Source organism: Rhizobium sp. NFACC06-2 (genome assembly GCF_900101425.1).
Taxonomy (GTDB): domain Bacteria; phylum Pseudomonadota; class Alphaproteobacteria; order Rhizobiales; family Rhizobiaceae; genus Agrobacterium; species Agrobacterium leguminum.
Map to the genome: position 1 here is coordinate 67,159 of NZ_FMVA01000009.1, position 16,479 is coordinate 83,637.

Genomic DNA, 16,479 nt, shown 5'->3' on the forward strand with positions numbered 1-16,479 from the left:
TCGATCAATCGCAGGCTTTGACCGTTTTAGCCTTCACGCCCTGGCAGGCCGTTTCCTTCTTGATCCAGCCGGCGTCGATGACGACGTTCAGATTGTCCTTCGTGATGGCGATAGGCTTGAGGAAGACCGACTGCATCTTCACTTTTTTCGGACCGCCTTCAAAGGTGGAGACACCCTTGATCTCGGTCATCTTCTTGCCGCCGGCCAGTTCCAGCGCAATGCCAGCCGCTTCCTTGCCAAGTTCACGGCTGTCCTTCCAGACCGACACCGTCTGCGTGCCGAGCGCGACGCGGTTGAGCGCGGCGAAATCGGCATCCTGACCGGAAACGGGAACCGAACCTGCCATGCCCTGCGCGGCGAGAGCGGCGATTGCACCGCCGGCCGTGCCGTCATTCGAGGCGACGACCGCATCGACCTTGTTGTTATTCTTGGTCAGGAACTGTTCCATGTTCTTCTGGGCATTTTCCGGCTTCCAGCCATCGGTATAGGCTTCGCCGACATTCTTGATCTTGCCGCCGTCAATGGCCGCCTTCAGCACTTCCTGCTGACCGGCGAACAGGAAGTCCGCATTCGGGTCGGAAGAAGAGCCCTTGATGAAGACGTAATTGCCTTCCGGCTTCACCTTGAAGACTTCGGCAGCCTGCAGACGGCCGACTTCCTTGTTGTCGAAGGTGATGTAGAAGGCGTTCTGGTTTTCGATCAGGCGGTCGTAACCCACGACCGGAATGCCCTCGGCAACGGCCTTTTCAACGGCCGGGCCAATCGCGTCGCTGTCCTGCGCCAGAATGATCAGCGCGTTGGCGCCCTGCGAGATCAGCGATTCCACGTCGGTCAGCTGCTTTGCGGCGGATGACTGCGCATCGGCGGAGATGTATTTCGCGCCGGCCTTGTCGAGCGCTGCCTTGATGGCCGCCTCATCCGTTTTCCAGCGTTCTTCCTGGAAATTCGACCAGGAAACGCCGACGACGAGATCGGCCGCGATAGCCGCGGTATGCAGGGAAACGAGTACGGCTGTACCCGCCAAAAGCTTGGCAAAAGAATTCATGATGTCCTCCCGGTAAGGGCGAAGCCCCGCACCTCCATGCAGGAAAAACGCCCGGAAAAAGCTGCCGGTCTCTGTGGTTCCACAATTTTCTCGACAGTCGAGAAAATTAATGTCAGAGATTCCCCATGCTGTCAACAACGGCTGCGGGCAGCATCCGGGTGCCTTGATCTTCGCTCTGGCATGCGCCATCAGAGTGGATCAGCACGACAGGAAAAAGGCCGTTCAGGGAGCATGCCCCAGCCCATGTCCGCCATTGCAAGTACGGAACTGGTGCGCCAGAAAAACAGCCTGTCGGTTATGGCGGCGCTGCGCCTGCACGGCAGCCTTTCCCATACCGACATGTCGTCCTTCACCGGCCTTGCCTCCGCAACCGTCTCCGCCATCACCACCGAGCTTGAGCGGGCCGGGCTCATTCTGCGGAAAGAGCAGCTCGCCACCGCCGGCCGTGGCCGGCCGCGCATTCTCTTCGGCCCGCGCGGCGCTTTCTGTCATGTCGCCATCGTCATCATCTCATCCGACAGCGTGCAATATTCGCTGGTCGATTATGCCGGCAAGCTGGTGGACCGCTTCACCGAACAGAGGATTGCGGCTGAAAAAGGCACATTCGGCGGCGTGATCCTCGCTGGCCTCGCAAGACTTGCCGATCGCTCGCGCATCGACCGTCACGACATCCTTCAGGTCTCGATCAGCAGCAAGGGGCTGGTGGATGCGGCCACGGCAACGCTTGTCTGGTCGCCGGTTCTCGGTGACGAAAGGATCGATTTCCAGCGGCTCGTTTCCTGGGACGGCCGCATTCGCGTGACGCTGAACAACGAGACGCTGCTGGCCGCAAAAGCCATCTGGATGCGGGAGCAGGCACGGGAAAACTCAGCGCCGGAAGCCCTCGTCACCCTGTCGCTCGGCCACAGCATCGGCCTTGGCATCGCCCGCTCGACGGGCGGCGCAATCGAGGTCAGCGCTCCCAATTTCGGCCACATGCTGCATCTGGCCGACGGCGCACTGTGCCGTTGCGGCACCAAAGGCTGCATCGAGGCCTATTCCGGGTTTTACGCCATCCTGCGTTCTGCTTTCGAAGCCCCGCCGCAGGCGGAACCGGCGAAATTCGTGCCGATTGCCGAGGTGGACAAGATCGCCGCTTCAGCCCGCAACGGCGCGCGCATGGCGCGGTTCGCCTTCCGCACCGCCGGACTTGCACTCGGCAACGGTCTTTCACGCCTCTTCAGCCTGCATGGCCATATGCCGGTCTTCATCACCGGCCCCGGCACCCGCTATTTCGATCTTCTGGAAAGCGGCCTGCGCGACGGTCTGGCGCAATCGCAGGCGGTGCGTTTCGGCGGCATGCCGAAAATTGCGATAGCGCCCAACGAACCGGAACTGGTGTTCGAAGGGCACATGGAACACGCCCTTTCAACTGCAGACGACTATATCCTGAGCGCCGACGGCCCGGAGAGGCCGGTGAGGAATTCCGGGAGCTGACGGGGCAACCGGCGGATTTTCAGGCCCGCTCCGCCACGGCTTCGGCCTTTTCCTTGCCGCCCGTCAGCACAGCCACGAATTCATCGAGACCGGCAGCCTCGTCCTTGCTCAGGCGCAGGCCCTGTTTTGTGCGCCGCCAGAGAATATCCTCGGCCGCGCAAGCCCATTCGTGCTCTACTAGCCAGCGCACCTCGCATTCATAAAGCGTGCCGCCGAAATGCCGGCCGAGGCCGGAGACATCGGTGGCGCTGCCCAACAGTTCCGCCGCCTTGGTGCCGTAGTTTCTGACAAGTCGCTCCGCATGGCGTCCGTCAAGGAAGGGATAACGGGAGACGAGCGCCCGCACCTGCGCCTCATATCTCTCAGCACCGAAATCGCCGCCCGGCAGGTGGGTGCCCGCCGTCCACGGCTTGCCCTTTTCGCCAATCGCCGCACCGATCTTTTCCAGCGCATGTTCCGCCAGCCGCCGATAGGTGGTGAGCTTGCCGCCGAAAATATTGAGGAGGGGAGCCTCTCCCTCTTCAACCTTCAGCACATAATCGCGTGTGGCTTCCTGCGCTTTCGAAGCGCCGTCATCAAAAAGCGGTCGCACGCCGGAATAGGTCCAGACGATATCTTCCGGCCGGACCGGCTCGCTGAAATAGTCGCTTGCCGCGTTGCAGAGATAGGAAATCTCTTCCTCGGAAATGCAAACCTTGGCCGGATCCCCCTTGTAATCGCGATCCGTTGTACCGATCAGCGTGAAATCCCGCTCATAGGGAATGGCGAAGATGATGCGGTTGTCCGGGTTCTGGAAGAAATAGGCGCGCGGGTCGGAAAACTTCTTGCGCACGATGATATGGCTGCCCTGTACGAGCCGGACATTATGAACATCCTTGCGGCCGAAGACGCCTGAAAGCACGGTATCCACCCAGGGACCGGCGGCATTCACCAGCATGCGCGCCTTGTGCGTGGCCGCCCGTCCGGTTTTTTCGTCCAGCGTCTCGATGAGCCACAGCCCGCCTTCGCGCCGCGCCGAAACGACGCGTGTGCGGTTCATGATCGTCGCGCCGCGATTGGCCGCGTCGCGCGCGTTGAGGACCACGAAACGGGCATCATCCACCCAGCCATCGGAATATTCGAAAGCTCTGGCAAAAGCCGGCTTCAGCGGCTTGCCCGCCGGATCCCTGCGAAGATCGAGCGTGCGGGTCGCCGGCAGAAGCTTGCGGCCGCCGAGATTATCATAAAGAAACAGGCCGAGCCGGACCATCCAGGCCGGGCGCACGCCGCCTTTCTGGATGGGCAGGACGAAACGCATGGGCCAGATGACATGCGGGGCCATGGCCCAGAGGATTTCCCGCTCCATCAGCGCTTCGCGCACTAGGCGAAACTCGTAATGCTCGAGATAACGCAGGCCGCCATGGATGAGCTTGGTGGCGGCGGAAGACGTGCCTGAAGCGAAATCGCCCTTTTCCGCAAGCGCCACGGCATAGCCCCTGCCCACGGCATCGCGGGCAATGCCGCAGCCATTGATGCCGCCACCGATGACAAAAAGATCGAAAATATTCTCGCCGGACATAGAGCCTCCACGACAGCGTCGGGGGATCGCGTCCCCATCGTTGAAAGACAATTGCCATAAAAACGAAAATAAAACGAATGTCAAAAGAAAACAAACGAAACACGTTCCGGCAAAGGCGAACGGGCGCTGCGCGCCGTCCACCGTATGGCCAGCCTCTTACGGGGTCTGTGTTTCAGCCATGTGTCTGGGAAACCTGCTCAAGCTCATAGAGCACGCCACCCATATCCTTCGGATGGAGGAAAAGAACGGGATTGCCATGCGCGCCGATCTTCGGCTCGCCGTCCCCCAGAATTCGAACGCCCTTTTTGACGAGATCGTCGCGCGCCGCGACAATGTCAGGCACTTCGAAGCAGAGATGATGCGTGCCGCCCCCCGGATTTCTCTCGAGAAAAGCGGCAATCGGCGAATTTTCGGCAAGCGGATAAAGAAGCTCGATCTTGGTATTGTCAGCCTGAATGAAAACCACCGTCACGCCGTGTTCGGGTAGCGATTGCGGTTCCGACATCTCTGCGCCCAACAGCCTGTAGCGGGCAATTGCGGCATTAAGATCGGGCACCGCGATAGCGACGTGATTCAATCTTCCGAACATGGCCGTCTTTCCCTCACGCGTTGCGCCTGATGCCTTCTAGCAGGTCGAGCACCTTGTTGGCAGCATCCATGACATTGGTGCCGGGGCCGAAAATCGCGGAGACACCGTGGTCGAGCAGGAACTGATAATCCTGCCGAGGAATGACGCCGCCCACGACGACGATGATGTCTTCCGCGCCCTTCTGTTTCAGCGCCTCGACCAGCTGCGGCGCCAGCGTCTTGTGACCGGCGGCGAGCGACGACATGCCGACCACATGCACCCTGTTCTGGACGGCGAGATCGGCTGCTTCAACAGGTGTCTGAAACAGGGGCCCGGCCAGCACATCGAAACCGATATCGCCGAAGGCAGAGGCAATGACCTTCGCGCCGCGATCATGCCCATCCTGCCCGAGCTTGGCGACCATGATGCGCGGCTTGGTGCCGATCCTCTCAGCCACACCGGAAAGCCGGGCGGCGAGCGTGGCAAGTTCCGGCTCGTCCTTGTAGGCCTCGCCGTAAATATCGCTCACCACCTCCGGCACGGCGGCATGGTCGCCGAAGGCTGCACGCAGCGCATCGGAAATCTCTCCCACCGTCGCGCGGGCGCGGGCGGCGACAACCGCGGCTTCGAGAATATTGCCCTTGCCGCTGCGGGCGATCTCGGAAAGTGCTGCCAAAGCGGCGGTCACGTCCTTGCCATCGCGGCGGCGGCGCGTTTCTTCGATGCGGCGGATTTGTGCGGCCCGCACGGCGGCGTTGTCAATATCGAGAACATCGATATCCTCTTCATTTTCCAGACGATAACGGTTGACGCCAACGATAACCTCCTCGCCCTTGTCCACCGCCGCCTGCCGTCGCGTTGCCGCCTCTTCGATCAGCCGTTTCGGCAAACCTTCCGCCACCGCCTTGGTCATGCCGCCAAGCGCCTCGACCTCCTCGATCAGCGCCCAGGCCTTCTCTGCCAGTTCGTCCGTCAGGCTTTCGACATAATAGGAGCCGGCCAGCGGATCGACGACTTTTGTGACGCCGGTTTCGTGCTGAAGGATAAGCTGGGTATTCCGGGCGATGCGGGCGGAAAACTCCGTCGGCAGGGCAATCGCCTCATCGAAGGAATTGGTGTGCAGCGACTGCGTGCCGCCGAGCACGGCGGACATGGCCTCGAAAGCGGTGCGAACGATATTGTTATAAGGGTCCTGCTCCTGAAGCGAGACACCCGAGGTCTGGCAATGGGTGCGCAGCATCAGCGACGACGCCTTCTGCGGCTTGAACTCCTCCATGATGCGCGACCAGAGCAGGCGCGCGGCGCGCAGCTTGGCAGCCTCCATGAAGAAATTCATGCCGATGGCGAAAAAGAACGACAGGCGCCCGGCGAAATCATCGACGTTCAGTCCCTTGGCCAGCGCCGCCCGCACATATTCGCGGCCATCCGCCAGCGTGAAGGCCAGCTCCTGCGTAAGCGTCGCGCCCGCTTCCTGCATGTGATAGCCGGAAATGGAGATGGAATTGAATTTCGGCATCTCCCTCGCCGTATATTCGATGATATCGGCAATGATCCGCATCGAGGGTTCCGGCGGATAGATATAGGTGTTGCGGACCATGAACTCCTTGAGGATGTCGTTCTGAATGGTGCCGGAAAGGGCGGCGCGGGGCACACCCTGTTCTTCACCCGCAACGATGAAACTGGCGAGCACCGGAATGACAGCACCGTTCATGGTCATCGACACCGAGACTTTTTCGAGCGGGATGCCGTCGAACAGGATTTTCATGTCCTCGACGCTGTCTATCGCCACGCCGGCCTTGCCGACATCGCCCTCCACACGCGGATGATCGCTGTCATAACCGCGATGGGTGGCAAGATCGAAGGCAACTGAAACGCCCTGCTGACCGGCGGCGAGCGCCTTGCGGTAAAAGGCGTTCGAGGCTTCGGCCGTGGAAAAACCGGCATATTGGCGGATGGTCCAGGGCCGGCCGGCATACATGGTAGCGCGCGGGCCGCGCGTGAAAGGTGCAAAGCCCGGCAGGCCGTCGAGATGCGAAATCTTCTGAAGATCGTCAACCGTATAGAGCGGCTTGACCTCAATGCCTTCGGGCGTGTGCCAGACGAGCGTTTCCGGTGAACGCTTCAGCTCTTTCTCGGCAAGCTGCAGCCAATCCCGCACCGTTTTTTCACCCGACATGCATCTCTCCCCTTCTGCATTTCATTTTAGCACCGTGGCCGGTGATCGTGACGAAAATCGAACGATCCGCCCGCAGGTCCGACCCCGTAAACAGCTCCGGCCCACATGCGTTCCGGAAAAAACGGCAGCGGCCATCATTCGAATTCGAGGATAACTTCATCCACCGCGAGGCTGTCGCCCGGTTTTGCCGCCACTCTGGCAACGCGGCCGCGTTTTTCCGCGCGAAGGATGTTTTCCATCTTCATGGCCTCCACCGTCGCCAGCGCCTGCCCGGCCTCCACCTCATCGCCCTCACCCACGGAAATACCGGTGATGACGCCCGGCATGGGGCAGAGCAGCAGTTTCGATGTATCCGGCGGCAGTTTTTCCGGCATCAGCAGCGCCAGTTCCGCCACATGCGGGCTGCGCACATGGGCACGAATATCCATGCCGCGCCAGCGCAGGCGGATCGCAGCACCTGCTAGCTCGACCTTGGCGGCGATAACCTCACCCGCTACCGTGAACAGGCCAAGGCTCTGGCCGGGAAGCCAGCCGGTATCGACGCTGAGCGCCGTCCCGTCTTCAAAACGAACCGCTGTGCCATCCGTGCCGGTTTCAACGCCGACCCTGTGGCGGGATGCGCCAAACGACACCACCCAGTCCTGACCGACAATGCGGCGGTGATTTCCGATGGTGCCGGAAATTTCGACTGCGCGGCTCTGCAGCCGCTGATGGATGATGGCGGCGATGGCGGAAAGCTGGCGCGCCGTGGCCTCATCCGGTTCCACGCCGGAAAATCCCTCCGGAAATTCTTCCGCGATAAAACCCGTCGTCAGGCGGCCGGCGCGGAAACGCTCATGCTGCATGACGGCCGACAGGAAGGGCAGATTATGGCCGATGCCCTCCACCTCGAAACGATCCAGCGCCTGCCCCATGGCGTCGATGGCGGTTTCACGATCCTTGCCGAGAGCGCACAGCTTGGCGATCATCGGATCGTAATACATCGAGATTTCGCCGCCTTCGAACACGCCGGTATCGTTGCGGATGACGGTGCCGTTTTCCTGCGCACCCTCCTGCGGCGGGCGATATCGCGTCAGCCGGCCGATGGAGGGCAGGAAGTTGCGATAGGGGTCTTCGGCATAAAGCCGGCTCTCGATGGCCCAGCCGTTCAGTTTCACATCCGCCTGTCCGAAGGAGAGCTTTTCACCTGATGCCACACGGATCATCTGTTCGACCAGATCGATGCCGGTGATGAGTTCCGTTACCGGATGCTCCACCTGCAGGCGGGTGTTCATTTCCAGAAAGTAGAAATTCCTCTCGCCATCGACGATGAATTCCACCGTGCCGGCCGAATGGTAACCGACGGCTCTCGCCAGCGCCACGGCCTGCTCGCCCATGGCTTTGCGGGTGGCTTCGTCCAGAAAGGGCGATGGCGCTTCCTCGATGACTTTCTGGTTACGGCGCTGGATCGAGCATTCTCGCTCACCCAGATAAAGTGTGTTGCCGTGCTTGTCGCCCAGCACCTGAATTTCAATATGGCGCGGCTGGGTGACGAATTTCTCGATGAAGATGCGGTCATCGCCAAAGGAGGATTTCGCCTCGTTTCTCGAGGACTGGAAACCCTCGCGCGCCTCGGCATCGTTGAAAGCGATGCGCATGCCCTTGCCACCGCCGCCGGCCGACGCCTTGATCATGACGGGATAACCGATCTGCGAGGCGATCCTCACCGCCTCATCCGCATCTTCGATCAGCCCCATATGGCCGGGAACGGTGGAAACACCCGCTTCCGCGGCCAGTTTCTTGGAAGTGATCTTGTCACCCATGGCCTTGATGGCGCCAACAGGCGGACCGATGAAGACGACGCCCGCCTTTTCCAGCGCCTCGGCGAAGACAGCGTTTTCCGACAGGAAACCGTAGCCGGGATGAACAGCATCCGCCCCGGTCTTCGCGATTGCCTCAAGAATCCTGTCAATGACGATATAGGACTGCGATGAAGGGGCCGGGCCGATATGAACGGCCTCATCCGCTTGTCTCACATGCAGCGCATTGGCATCCGCATCCGAATAGACCGCGACAGTGGCGATGCCCATCTTGCTTGCTGTCTTGATGACCCGGCAGGCAATCTCGCCGCGATTGGCGATGAGGATTTTCTTGATCATGCGGTTATTCTCCCCTCGCATCGTCATCATCGTCGCGGAATTTCTTTTCATAGGGCATCATCAGGATCGCCGAGGCAGTGGCGGCGGCGCCGAACAGGGATGCAATGGGCATGACGACCAGCAGCACGGGCACGACCGGATTTGCCGCACGGGCGATGCGCGCGCCCAAACCGCCAATGTCGAGAAAGATCAGCGCTGCACCAACGCAGACACCGATCAGCACACCAACTGCCGCATTGAGCGCCAAGAAACGCAACATCTGCCGATGATCGAGCCGGGCGGCCTCCGGCGTCATCTTTGGTTTCGGATCACGACCGCCGGATGCCCTGCCTGCGTTGCCACCACGACGTTGTTCCAGCCAGCGTCGCAGCCATTGCAGGTCCATATGAAGTATGTCGACAATCATGTTCCTCCTCCCCCTCAGGAAAAATGTCGCCGCCTGCCCTCAAATCTCGAAAAAATTCTCGAAGGATTCCGGGAAGTTCTGCCGGGCGACACGTTCGTCAATGACAAGCATCGCCTGATAGGAAAGCGGATCGAAGTTCTTTTCCGCCGGCACCACCTCGCGGCCGAAGAGCAGGTTGAGGCGGGCGGCGTCGAGATTGCCACGCTCGAAGGGTTCGGCACCGAAATGGTGCCAGAGCGAGTGCAGAAAGGCGGCATCGATGCGATGCTCCTTGGAATCGTCGCGCGCCCTGCGAGGTATCATCTTGATAGGCGTTACCCCCTTGGGGTTCGCGCGGCGGATGGTGAACTGGACGCCCGTGCTCGGCATACCGGAGGGAAACCCCTTGTGTTTGGTCATTTCGGGCAGGTTCGCCATTTTTTGTCCTTCGAAAAGCATGTCCAGTAAAAGCGGGTTCGCCTTTACCTGCGGACAATGCGTAGTTCAAATAATTAGAGCGCTTTCATGGTCCATTAAAACCAGAAGCGCTCTAGTCTTTTCATTATGCCTTGCTGATCTTGTCCTGCGTCTTCGTGTCGAAGTCGGAGGCATCGTGGCGTTCATGCAATTGTTCAGACGGATCGCCGGAGGTCTTGTTGACGATCACGCCGCGTTTGACAGCAGGGCGTCCGCCGATTTCCAGCGTCCAGCGCATCAGGTTCTTATAGCCGTCCGCCTCCAGAAATGCACCCGCATCGCCATAGGCCTGGCCGAGCGCGATCTTGCCATACCATGGCCAGACGGCCATATCGGCAATCGTGTATTCGGAGCCGGCGAGATATTGGTTTTCAGCAAGGTGGCGGTCGAGCACGTCGAGCTGGCGCTTGACTTCCATGGCGTAACGGTCGATCGCATATTTGATCTTGATCGGCGCATAGGCATAAAAATGGCCGAAACCGCCGCCGAGGAAGGGGGCGGAGCCCATCTGCCAGAACAGCCAGTTCAGCGCCTGGGTGCGGGCATTGCCCTCTTTCGGCAGGAAGGCGCCGAATTTTTCCGCGAGATAAACGAGAATGGAGCCGCTTTCGAAAACGCGCGTCGGCTCAGGCGTCGAGTGATCCATCAGTGCCGGGATTTTGGAATTCGGATTGACGCCGACAAAACCGGAACCGAACTGGTCGCCTTCACCGATCTTGATCAGCCAGGCATCATAATCTGCGCCCTTGTGGCCGGCGGCCAGCAATTCTTCCAGCATGATGGTGACCTTCTGGCCATTCGGCGTCGCCAGCGAATAAAGCTGCAGCGGGTGCTTGCCGACGGGCAGTTCCTTTTCATGGGTGGGACCGGCAATCGGACGGTTGATATTGGCGAACTGGCCGCCATTGCCCTTGTCCCAGGTCCAGACCTTGGGCACCTCATATCCGGCGGGGAAATTATCTGCGGAGGAATTTTCGGCCATGAAAATGTGTCCTTGTGCGTTTCGGGAGGACATCCGGACATCCGGGCGCCTGAACAAACATATAGTAAGGTGGCCGAAGCATTTTTCCAGCCCTACAGCAGATCAGAGCGGAATGGTGTCGTGTTTCTTCCAGCGGGTTTCCACGCTCTTGTTGCGCAGCGACGCGAAGGCGCGGGCGATGCGACGGCGTGAGGAATGCGGCATGATGACCTCATCGATGAAACCGCGTTCCGCCGCCACAAAGGGATTGGCGAAACGCTCCTCATATTCCTTCGTGCGCGCGGCGATCTTTTCCGGATCGGCAAGCTCGGAACGATAGAGGATTTCCGCCGCACCCTTCGCGCCCATCACGGCGATTTCCGCCGTCGGCCAGGCGTAATTCACATCCGCGCCGATATGTTTCGACGCCATCACGTCATAAGCGCCGCCATAGGCCTTGCGGGTGATCAGCGTCACCATCGGCACCGTCGCTTCCGAATAGGCGAAGAGAAGTTTCGCGCCGTGCTTGATGACGCCGCCATATTCCTGTGCCGTTCCGGGCAGGAAACCCGGCACATCCACCAGCGTCAACAGCGGAATATTGAAGGCATCGCAGAAGCGCACGAAACGCGCCGCCTTGCGCGAACTGTCGATATCGAGGCAGCCGGCCAGCACCATCGGCTGGTTGGCGACGACGCCCACCGTCTGGCCTTCGAGACGGATGAAACCGGTGATGATGTTGCGGGCAAAGGCCTCCTGCAACTCGAAGAAATCGCCCTCATCGGCCAGCGCGTGGATCAGTTCCTTCATGTCATAGGGCTTGTTGGAACTATCAGGGATCAGCGTATCAAGACGTGCTTCCAGCCGTGCGGGATCGTCATGAAACGGCCGGACCGGTGGCTTTTCGCGATTGTTGAGCGGCAGGAAATCGAACAGCAGCCGCACATGTTCCAGCGTCTCAATGTCGTTTTCATAAGCGCCATCGGCGACCGAGGATTTTTTCGTGTGGGTGGAGGCTCCGCCCAGTTCCTCAGCCGTAACGATCTCGTTGGTCACGGTTTTGACCACATCCGGCCCGGTCACGAACATGTAGGAGGTATCGCGCACCATGAAGATGAAATCGGTCATGGCCGGCGAATAAACCGCACCGCCCGCACAAGGTCCCATGATGACAGAGATTTGCGGCACGACGCCGGAGGCGACGACATTGCGCTTGAACACATCGGCATAACCGCCGAGCGAGGCCACGCCTTCCTGAATACGCGCGCCGCCGCTGTCGTTGAGGCCGATCACCGGCGCGCCGTTGCGCACCGCCATATCCATGATCTTGCAAATCTTCTGGGCATGGGTTTCCGAGAGCGAACCGCCAAGAACGGTGAAATCCTGCGAAAACACATAGACCTGTCGGCCATTGATGGTGCCCCAGCCGGTGACGACACCGTCGCCCGCCACCTTCTGCTCCGCCATGCCGAAATCCACCGCCCGGTGGGTGACGTACATGTCATACTCTTCGAAGGAACCTTCATCCAGGAGCACGTCGATACGCTCGCGCGCCGTCAGCTTGCCTTTGCCATGCTGCGCCTCGATGCGCTTGACGCCGCCGCCGAGCCGCGCCTCAGCGCGCCGCGTTTCCAATTGCTCCAGAATGCCGGGCATGTTTCCTCCATGCGTTGTGCCACGATCAATAGCCCATAAAACATTCGCCAAGAAGCCTTGATCGTGCGCGTATGCGTGCCATAAATATTTGCAATGTTTAATTTTGCAAAGTTGCAACATGGCGACGGAAAAACTCTTCATCGGCCGTAAGGTTCGCGGCCTTCGCGAAAACGCCCGCGCCACGCAGGCGCAATTTGCGGAACGGCTCGGCATTTCCGCGAGCTACCTGAACCAGATCGAGAATAACCAACGCCCCGTTTCGGCCAGCGTTCTGGTGACGCTGGTGGAAAAATTCCAGCTCGACATGGCGGAACTCGCGACCGGTGAAAGCGACCGGCTGGTTTCCGCCGTGCGCGAGGCGCTGAAGGACCCGCTGTTCCTGAATTACGAGCCGGGGCTTCAGGAGTTGAAGCTGATTGCCCAGAACGCGCCGGGTTTTGCCCATGCGCTGCTGCGCGCCCATCAGGCCTATCGCCAGAACAGCGAGCAGCTGGTGCAGCTGGATGACCGGCTAGGCCGCGGCACCGCGCAGGTGGAAAGAACCCCCTACGAGGAGGTGCGCGACTTCTTCCACTTCGTCGACAATTACGTTGCCGAGATCGATCTTCTGGCCGAGGAGCTGGCGGAAGAACTGGAGATAGAAGGCGGCGAGACCTATGGCATTCTGGCGGCGCATCTGAAGAGCCGTTACGGCATCCATATCACCCGAACCGAGGCGGCGGGTGGTCTGATCCGGCACTTCGATCCTGCCGGCAAGACCCTCGCCCTCAGCTCCTACATGGCCGCGCCGACCCGCTGTTTTCAGCTTGCATTGCAGATCGCCCAGCTTCACGCCGGCCCAACGGTGGACAGGGTGCTGGCCGGCGCCGGTTTCCGCAATTCGGAAGCCGCGGAAATCTGTCGTATCGGGCTGCACAATTATTTCGCCGCAGCCCTCATCCTGCCCTATGGGCAATTTCATCGGGCGGCGCAGGAACTGCGCCACGATCTTGAGCTTCTGGCCGTGCGTTTCGGCGCGAGCCTTGAGCAGGTGGCCCACCGGCTGAGCACGTTGCAACGGCCGGGCATGAAGGGCGTGCCGATCTTTTTCGCCAAGATCGACCGCGCCGGCAACATCACCAAACGCCACAGCGCCACGCGGCTGCAATTTGCCCGTTTCGGCGCGGCCTGTCCGCTGTGGAATATCCACCAGGCCTTCGAAAGCTCCGACAGGATCGTGCGGCAATTGGCGGAAACGCCTGACGGCGTGCGCTATCTTTCCATCGCCACGCAGATCGAAAAGGCCGGCGCCGGCTTCAATACGGAAAGACCGCGTTATGCCATCGCGCTCGGCTGCGAAATTTCCCATGCGCAGAATTTCGTTTATGCCGACACGCTCGATCTTGGCAATGCGGCCTCCTTCAAACCGATCGGCATTTCCTGTCGGGTCTGCGAGAGGGTGGATTGCGTGCAACGCGCCGTGCCGCCGCTGAAACGCAAGCTGCATTTCGATCATCTTTCGCGCGGAGCCTTGCCCTACAGTATAGCCGATTTTTAACCCCGCTCAGGGCAGCGGCACCATGGCGCGCCGCATGATGTTGGCGTAGTAGCCCCAGAAAAGCCGCGCGGCCACGGAGCGCCATGGCGACCAGATTGTTGCCCGCTCCGCCAGCCACTTCGCATCTGGCCTCACCTCCAGGGCAAGCGCATGCGCCACCGCCGATCTCAGCGCCACATCGCCGACCGGAAAAATATCCGGGTGCCCGCCGCAGAACATCAGATAGACCTCCGCCGTCCACGGGCCGATACCGCGAAGCGCAACCAGCTCGGAAACGGCAGCGCGTCCCTCCTTGCGCACCACGCCGTCAAGATCGATCTGCCCTTCCGTGACGGCGCGCGCCAGTCCTTCCAGCGTCGTCGCCTTGGCGCGCGAAAGGCCAAAGGTGGCGCGCAATTCCTCGGGTACGCCGAGATAATTTTCCGCCGTGACCACGCCGCCGGTGCCGGCAAGGATACGCGCCCATATGGCATTGGCGCTGGCGCGCGACACCATTTGCGAGACGACGATGTGGGCAAGGCCGGAAAAGCCGGGCTCATGAATGCGCAGTTCCAGCGGACCGGCTTTTTCGATGACGAGGCCGAGAGCCGGATCGAGTTGGGCGAGATGCTCCAGCCCTTCGCTGATGTCGTCCATCCCGGTAATGATTTTCATGTCCGTCATTCCATATGCCGCCAGCCGCTGGCGGGGTGCTTTAAAACATGGCAGAAGAAACCATGCCTTCGCCTCTCCGTCAAAAACCGGTTTACCGTTTTGCGCCAAGCCCCAATGGCCTGCTGCATCTCGGCCACGCGCTTTCCGCCTTCCTGAACCACGATATGGCGCGAGACAATGACGGCCGCTTTCTGCTGCGCATCGAGGATATCGACCAGACGCGCTGCACCCCGGAGCTGGAACAGGCGATCTATGACGATCTTGGCTGGCTGGGTCTCGACTGGGAGAAACCGGTGCGGCGGCAATCGGAGCATTTCGATGCGTACCGTGTTGCGCTGGAAAGTTTGATCAAGGCAGGACTTGCTTACCCGGCTTTTCTGAGCCGTGGAGAAACCAAGGCAATCGTTCGTACTTTCGAGGCGGAGGGAGGGTCGTGGCCCCGCGATCCCGATGGCGCGCCGCTTTACCCGGCCATAGACCGGGAAAGGCCAAAGGCGGAACGGGATGCGCTGCTCGCCTCCGGCCGTCCGCACGCCTGGCGGCTCGACATGGAAAAGGCGACCCGTGCCGCCGGCAGCCCCCTGTTCTGGCAGGAAAGCGGCGATGGCGAGACGGGACAAATCGAGGCCCTGCCCGCGGTTTGGGGCGATGTGGTGCTGTCGCGTTCCGACGCGCCTTCAAGCTATCATCTTTCCGTTGTGGTGGACGATGCGCTGCAGGGCATCACCCATGTGGTGCGCGGTATGGATCTCTATCACGCCACCGCCATTCACCGGCTGTTGCAACACCTGCTGAACCTGCCGCAGCCGGCCTACCACCATCACCGGCTGATCCTGGGCGCGGACGGGCGCAAGCTCTCGAAAAGCGAAGGCAGCACCGGGCTTTCCGCCCTTCGTTCGGAAGGCGTTGCGCCCTCAGATATCCGCCGGCTTGTCGGGCTCCTCTAGAACCTGACCGCGGCGCGCGCCGTTGCCGCCGATATTGCGGCGGATGATCTGGCGGACCTTGTATTTCATCAGCGCGGCATTCACCTCAGCCCCCAGCATGAAGATGACGCCGACCATATAAAGAAACACCAACACCACCATCACCGAGGCGAGACCGGCATAGGTGGCGGCATAATTGGCGAAGGTGGAGAGATAATAGGCGAAGATCGCGGCACCGATGACCCAGAAGATCATCGTCAGGAGAATGCCCGGCCAGACATCCCAGATGCGGCGCTTGCCGGCCGGAAGCCACAGATGCGCCGCCACCAGCCCCGCCGTCAGCACCACGATGGTGCCGTATAGACCGAGGCTGGAGATGGTGTTCAGCACATCCGTCAGCCACGGGAACCGCTGCTCGGCAAAAGATGTGGCGACCGGCACGGCGACCAGCACGATGCTGATGCCGGCAAAGACCACGACGGCGATCAGCACATAAAGCAGGCTGAGCAGGCGGGTGACATACCACCAGCGCGTTTCGGTGACACGATAGGCGCGGTTCAATGAAATGCGCAGCGCCTCGACACCATTGGACGCAAAATAGGCGGCCGCCAGCACCGAAATCGTCAGCAGCCCGCCGCGCGGAATGGTCAGCACCTGCTGCACCTGCGCCGCCAGCGGCCCGGCAATCGCCTCCGGCCAGGTGTCGAAAATCAGATGCACTGCCGTTTCGGAAAATTGGTCGGCCCCCAAAAAACCGGCGAGTGCCGTGCCGAAGATCAGGAACGGAAACAGGGCCAGCAGGATGGACAGCGCCATATGGCTCGCCATCGCCCAGCCGTCATCCTCGGCGAAATGGGAATAGGCATCGAAGGCAACCTTGCCTGCCAGGCGCACTGCGGCAACCATGTCACCTCCATTCATC

At 60.7% G+C, this 16,479-nt stretch carries 14 protein-coding genes; 3 read left to right on the top strand and 11 right to left on the bottom strand.

Going from position 1 to position 16,479, the window contains the following annotated elements; genetic code table 11:
• Positions 1-4 precede the first annotated feature (4 nt).
• Positions 5-1,045 (bottom strand): D-xylose ABC transporter substrate-binding protein, encoded by a 1,041-nt coding sequence (gene xylF, locus F3H58_RS16330; RefSeq protein WP_065657077.1) that lies wholly within the window; start codon positions 1,043-1,045, stop codon positions 5-7.
• Between the two features lie 243 nt (positions 1,046-1,288).
• Between xylF and F3H58_RS16335 the strand changes: the two genes are divergently transcribed.
• On the top strand, positions 1,289-2,521 hold the full coding sequence (locus tag F3H58_RS16335) for an ROK family transcriptional regulator (RefSeq protein ID WP_188128955.1): 1,233 nt from the start codon (positions 1,289-1,291) through the stop codon (positions 2,519-2,521).
• 19 nt (positions 2,522-2,540) lie between these two features.
• Here the strand turns inward: F3H58_RS16335 and F3H58_RS16340 are convergent, their stop codons facing one another.
• The 8 genes from F3H58_RS16340 to F3H58_RS16375 form a co-directional block, all read right to left on the bottom strand.
• The gene (locus tag F3H58_RS16340) at positions 2,541-4,079 is read right to left on the bottom strand and encodes a glycerol-3-phosphate dehydrogenase (protein ID WP_149742934.1); all 1,539 of its coding nucleotides are present in this window, start codon (positions 4,077-4,079) and stop codon (positions 2,541-2,543) included.
• Positions 4,080-4,251: 172 nt separating this feature from the next.
• A complete protein-coding gene (mce, locus tag F3H58_RS16345; RefSeq protein WP_149742935.1) occupies positions 4,252-4,668 on the bottom strand; it encodes a methylmalonyl-CoA epimerase in 417 nt (138 codons plus the stop codon).
• A gap of 13 nt (positions 4,669-4,681) precedes the next feature.
• Positions 4,682-6,823, bottom strand: a complete 2,142-nt coding sequence (gene scpA / locus F3H58_RS16350; RefSeq protein WP_149742936.1) for a methylmalonyl-CoA mutase — start codon at positions 6,821-6,823, stop codon at positions 4,682-4,684.
• A gap of 134 nt (positions 6,824-6,957) precedes the next feature.
• A complete protein-coding gene (locus F3H58_RS16355) occupies positions 6,958-8,961 on the bottom strand; it encodes an acetyl-CoA carboxylase biotin carboxylase subunit (RefSeq protein ID WP_149742937.1) in 2,004 nt (667 codons plus the stop codon).
• A 4-nt stretch (positions 8,962-8,965) separates the two neighbouring features.
• Entirely contained in the window at positions 8,966-9,367 is a 402-nt protein-coding gene (locus F3H58_RS16360; protein WP_149742938.1) for a hypothetical protein, read from the bottom strand.
• 39 nt (positions 9,368-9,406) lie between these two features.
• Complete coding sequence (locus F3H58_RS16365; protein ID WP_149742939.1) at positions 9,407-9,784, bottom strand: hypothetical protein; 378 nt, start codon at positions 9,782-9,784, stop codon at positions 9,407-9,409.
• Positions 9,785-9,908: 124 nt separating this feature from the next.
• On the bottom strand, positions 9,909-10,805 hold the full coding sequence (gene yghU, locus F3H58_RS16370; RefSeq protein ID WP_149742940.1) for a glutathione-dependent disulfide-bond oxidoreductase: 897 nt from the start codon (positions 10,803-10,805) through the stop codon (positions 9,909-9,911).
• 102 nt (positions 10,806-10,907) lie between these two features.
• Positions 10,908-12,440 carry an acyl-CoA carboxylase subunit beta gene (locus F3H58_RS16375; protein WP_149742941.1) on the bottom strand — a complete coding sequence of 511 codons (1,533 nt, stop codon included), beginning with the start codon at positions 12,438-12,440 and terminating at the stop codon, positions 10,908-10,910.
• Positions 12,441-12,558: 118 nt separating this feature from the next.
• On the opposite strand from F3H58_RS16375, the gene F3H58_RS16380 reads away from it, so the two are divergent.
• A complete protein-coding gene (locus F3H58_RS16380) occupies positions 12,559-13,977 on the top strand; it encodes a helix-turn-helix domain-containing protein (protein WP_149742942.1) in 1,419 nt (472 codons plus the stop codon).
• A 6-nt stretch (positions 13,978-13,983) separates the two neighbouring features.
• On the opposite strand, the gene F3H58_RS16385 is transcribed toward F3H58_RS16380, so the two are convergent.
• Positions 13,984-14,640, bottom strand: a complete 657-nt coding sequence (locus tag F3H58_RS16385) for a DNA-3-methyladenine glycosylase family protein (protein WP_188128956.1) — start codon at positions 14,638-14,640, stop codon at positions 13,984-13,986.
• Positions 14,641-14,678: 38 nt separating this feature from the next.
• Between F3H58_RS16385 and gluQRS the strand changes: the two genes are divergently transcribed.
• Complete coding sequence (gene gluQRS, locus F3H58_RS16390) at positions 14,679-15,578, top strand: tRNA glutamyl-Q(34) synthetase GluQRS (RefSeq protein WP_149742944.1); 900 nt, start codon at positions 14,679-14,681, stop codon at positions 15,576-15,578.
• On the opposite strand, the gene F3H58_RS16395 is transcribed toward gluQRS, so the two are convergent.
• Positions 15,546-16,463: a YihY/virulence factor BrkB family protein gene (locus F3H58_RS16395; protein WP_149742945.1), complete on the bottom strand. Its 918-nt coding sequence runs from the start codon at positions 16,461-16,463 to the stop codon at positions 15,546-15,548. The two genes, gluQRS and F3H58_RS16395, sit on opposite strands and share 33 nt — an antisense overlap.
• Positions 16,464-16,479 lie beyond the last annotated feature (16 nt).